Source organism: Rickettsia sp. TH2014 (genome assembly GCF_019249195.1).
GTDB lineage: Bacteria > Pseudomonadota > Alphaproteobacteria > Rickettsiales > Rickettsiaceae > Rickettsia > Rickettsia felis.
The window spans coordinates 1-4,136 of the sequence record NZ_MXAX01000096.1; the positions used below are offsets into that span (position 1 = coordinate 1).

The window sequence follows — 4,136 nt, forward strand, 5'->3', positions numbered from 1 at the left end:
CTCTTTAATTACTAATTAATATTTATTTACCGCCAGGCTCTAACTTCTTTTTAGAGTATTTATGCGTATTAAAAATAAATCGAAACTTGTGTTAATTTTTCCATTTATATTATTAGCAGTAATTTTACCAATATATTTGTTATTAGAAATTTATGATCTAGGAAAAAATGGTATATATCGCAAGGATCTATATCAGGGGCTTTATTATAATTTTTCGTCCCTTTCATTACAGAAACAGTTAGAAAAGTACAATTATACCGTACAGCTTCCTAAAAATCCAAATGTTCCTTACAGAATTGCAATACTATGCAGACATGATCGTTTGGCCTGTATGAGAGTGCAGCAAGCAGCGAATAATCTTGGGTGGGAATCATTATTTATTTCAATAAGCACTGATATGCATCCGATAGATATTTTTAGAATGTATAGTATAGTTAGGCAATTTAATCCTGATTTTACTATATCCGCAGCTGATTTTGGTAAGGTTGGGGATATTAAACACTATTTTATTTTACATTTTCCTTGTCTGAGAAATAATGCTAAATATTTGATAGACATTGCTTTGGTTCCCTATTATTGTCCTAAACCTATTAAATCTGATGGATTGCTTGCTGTTACGGATTTTAAAAAAATTAATCAATATTATGAAGATATTTCCATACCTATAATTGATTTCAAGTTTTCACGACCTAAAACAGAGTTTATTAAAATTAATTATTCGAGGTTATTTATGTGTGGCTATAATTGGGATAATACTCGCTCTGGTCTCAAATATAAAAAGTTATATAAACTACTTGATAAACGTAAGGATGTAGACATGTATGGCCCTAGATCAGGATGGTTACTGCTTAATTCCTATAGAGGATTTATACCTTGTAACGATCAGTTATTTGTTGATACAATAAGAAAAAGTGGTATTGGTTTAGCATTGCATTCGGAAGATCATATTATGGAAAACTTTCCTTCCGGACGAGTTTTAGAACTTGTGAGTTCTTCAGCATTGGTAATTGTTGATGAAATGCCGTGGGCAAAAGAAACTTTTGGTGATAATATACTATATATAGAAACTTTAAACAAATCTCCTGAGGAAATATACTCTCAAATAAATCAACATTTAGAATGGATTAAGTCTCATCCTGAAGAAGCTTATGAAAAAGCAAAAAAAGCTCATCAGATTTATCTCGATAAATTTACTATGGAACAAATCCTTACAAACATAGCTAATATGCATAATAATATTGTAAGCCGGGAAAATTAGGGGGGCAGAGAGTGTATAAAGTTATACTTATAATTTTTGTAATTATTTGGGGAACAATAAATGTGTACGACTCTTCATTTATCCGTTTTTTTTATTATAGATTTTTACCTGTAGAAAAAATTACTAAACTGGATGTTATTAGTGGTGAAAACCTGCAGACCGGTAAGTTGGAGATGAGTAAACATAAGGTTGTTTTTGCCGGCATTACAAGGAGTAATGCGCCTCATTTACCAAACGCAATGCGTCATATAGAATATATAGGACAGTTTTTTTTAGATTACAGGATAATAATTTTTGAAAATGATTCTACCGACTCTACAAAATTAATGCTAAACTTGTGGCAGTTAATAAATCATAAAGTAAAAATTATATCACAGGACTTTTTTAACCAAAAAAGACCTTCTATAAAGTTCCTAGCGGATATTAGAAATAAATATCTAGAAATTTTTAATACAAGTGAATTTGATGAGTTTGATATAGTAATCATTCTTGATATGGATATAGGTTACGGTATTGATATTAGGGGAATATTAGACAGTTTTAGCAAAATTGATCGTTGGGATGTTGTATGCTCAAATGGAATATTTAACTCCAAAGGACAAATGTATGATGCTTTTGCCTTTCGTAATGAAGAATTTTCCTATACACCGTATGAGTATAACCTAAAAACCGGCAAGAGTTATTTTGATACGGAAAACCTTGCTTTAATGCAGAAAATATATCCTCCGGATTCAGATTTACTACCGGTAAATTCGTGTTTTAATGGTCTTGCTATATATAAAAGAAAATTTTTTGAAAACTGCTTTTACGATTCCATAAAAGAAGATTGCGAACACATATACCTGCATGAGTGTATGCGTTCTAAGCATAATGCACGAATATTTATGAATCCAGCACAAATTATCCGTTATGAGCATTATAGGTAAGGTTATAGTATACCTCTATAATTTTTCTTCTATTTGTGGTGGATTTTCTACTTCTACTTCGATAATCTCAGATTTAGAAGAAACGATTTGATAACGCTCTAAGGTAGCTGGCATGACTTTATTTCCTGAATCAATGCCGAGTTTGTGAATGTTCTTAACTCTCGACATAAAATTACGATTAAACGAGGCAGCGAATTTATCATAATTAGTAACCATATTATGTAGGTTATTACCTATTTTCTGAGAATAATCAGCCATAGTACCGATAGAGCTTAGTAATTTTCTTACTTCTTCAATAATTACCTTATAATTTTCCGAACGACGATGATCGGTGATTTGAAATTTTGCAAATGATAGCATATTCATAAGCCCGGCAGGTCCTACGGGAAAGATATTACAGCTCCAAGCTTTTTGTAAAAATTCAGGGTCGGCTACAATGACTTTCTCGACCGCTTGTTCAGTGGGTAAAAACATTAAAGTAATAACATTGTTAAAGCTCTGATCCTTTTTGTTTAAATTAGTTAAAATATTTTCGGCATAGTCTTTATTAGCCAAAGATTTTAAATGATAATTCATGGTTTTACTAAGACTCATGTTATTATCCTGCTCGTCCACAAGAAATTTAGAAGCTTTAGAATCAATAACCATTAAATTACCAGAAGGAAGAAAAATAAGAGCATCAGGTCTTCGCTTTCCGCTATCTGTTGTAGTTAGACCGTATTGCATAATGAAGTCTAAATTAGGACGTAAGCCTGACGATTTTAGGATATTCTCAAGCGTAATTTCAGCAAGTAACCCCGCACCGATCGGAGAAAGCAACGACTGCTTAATCAAATCAACCGTACCTTTTGATTGCTCTATATCTTTATTTAAAGCTCCCACCATCGTAATTAATCGCTCGAACTCGCTATTAAACTTCCCTGATGCAGTAGCGATATTTTTCTCGGCTAGCTCTCTTGCCGCATTGTTTTCCATTTTGTGAATTTCGATTAATTGCTTGGATAAATCCTTACCTAAATCAAATAACGCAGCTTTAGCCGATGAAAATGATTCTTCTCTTATTTTTTCCGAATCCTTAATAGTCTGCTCTTGAAATTCTACTTTGCACTTCAATTGCTCAATTTTCTGTAAGAACCCTATTTTTTCTTGGTTCAATAATTGGTTGTTATTACTAATTTCTAGATTCTGCTCTGATAAGAATTGTAGCTGGGTTTTTAAGGTTGTAGTTTTTACATAAAACCAAATGATTAAAGCTAGTAAAATAAGTAGCGTAGCTGCGGTAATCGGTAATAAATAAGGCATAGAATAAGTTTGAGTTTTTAATATTAGATAATACTAAAATCTTATACAATTTTCACCAAATATATTATTAACTAAATATTAAAAAATTAACTTGAAAATTTAAAGCTGGGTGTTTTATGAAAAAAATTATGTTGCAAGGGCCAAACGCAGATATGGATTATGACATAAACAATGAAGATATTGAAATACTAAACAATGAAGAAAGTTTTGATGATTTTCTTAATCCTACAAAAGATAAAAGAGCAGGAGCTGAAATATTTCTTTATGCTCATGGCAATACAGAATTAACAGAAGTAGCAGGAGATATATTAAATTTATATTCATCAGAGCGTAGTAACGATAATAAAGCTAACAAGATAATTGCAAGAATTGCTTATAATACTGAACCTGAAGAGGTTAATATTATTCATGTGCTTGCCTATCACTCTAGTGATATACATAATCATATAAAGCGGATAGAAGGTAATATAGTACTACTGGCCTATAGTCGTTCTGATGATGTAGCGTGGAGCGACGATTGTGAACATTTTTATAATTCTAGGGTCAATAATAATGAAAGTATTATATGTAATAGTTGAGATTTAATCTTACATTTAGTAAAATTAAGATAATANNNAATGGAGGATTAGAGATGAATCTAAATCAAAAAA

At 31.3% G+C, this 4,136-nt stretch carries 4 protein-coding genes; 3 read left to right on the forward strand and 1 reads right to left on the reverse strand.

Annotated elements, in window-relative coordinates; genetic code table 11:
• The first annotated feature begins 61 nt into the window (after nucleotides 1-61).
• Both KYQ89_RS07615 and KYQ89_RS07620 read left to right on the forward strand, forming a co-directional pair.
• Nucleotides 62-1,258, forward strand: a complete 1,197-nt coding sequence (locus KYQ89_RS07615) for a glycosyltransferase (RefSeq protein ID WP_256621187.1) — start codon at nucleotides 62-64, stop codon at nucleotides 1,256-1,258.
• An 11-nt stretch (nucleotides 1,259-1,269) separates the two neighbouring features.
• Complete coding sequence (locus KYQ89_RS07620; RefSeq protein ID WP_256621188.1) at nucleotides 1,270-2,184, forward strand: hypothetical protein; 915 nt, start codon at nucleotides 1,270-1,272, stop codon at nucleotides 2,182-2,184.
• A gap of 15 nt (nucleotides 2,185-2,199) precedes the next feature.
• On the opposite strand, the gene KYQ89_RS01725 is transcribed toward KYQ89_RS07620, so the two are convergent.
• The gene (locus KYQ89_RS01725; protein ID WP_218460137.1) at nucleotides 2,200-3,486 is read right to left on the reverse strand and encodes a DNA recombination protein RmuC; all 1,287 of its coding nucleotides are present in this window, start codon (nucleotides 3,484-3,486) and stop codon (nucleotides 2,200-2,202) included.
• A 116-nt stretch (nucleotides 3,487-3,602) separates the two neighbouring features.
• Here KYQ89_RS01725 and KYQ89_RS01730 point away from each other — a divergent pair, with 116 nt between their 5' ends.
• On the forward strand, nucleotides 3,603-4,064 hold the full coding sequence (locus tag KYQ89_RS01730) for a hypothetical protein (protein ID WP_218460138.1): 462 nt from the start codon (nucleotides 3,603-3,605) through the stop codon (nucleotides 4,062-4,064).
• Nucleotides 4,065-4,136: the final 72 nt, after the last annotated feature.

Coding starts and splice junctions, on each gene's coding strand:
- KYQ89_RS01725 (WP_218460137.1), bottom strand. CDS start 3,486: ATGCCTTATTTATTACCGATTACCGCAGCTACGCTACTTATTTTACTA.
- KYQ89_RS07615 (WP_256621187.1), top strand. CDS start 62: ATGCGTATTAAAAATAAATCGAAACTTGTGTTAATTTTTCCATTTATA.
- KYQ89_RS01730 (WP_218460138.1), top strand. CDS start 3,603: ATGAAAAAAATTATGTTGCAAGGGCCAAACGCAGATATGGATTATGAC.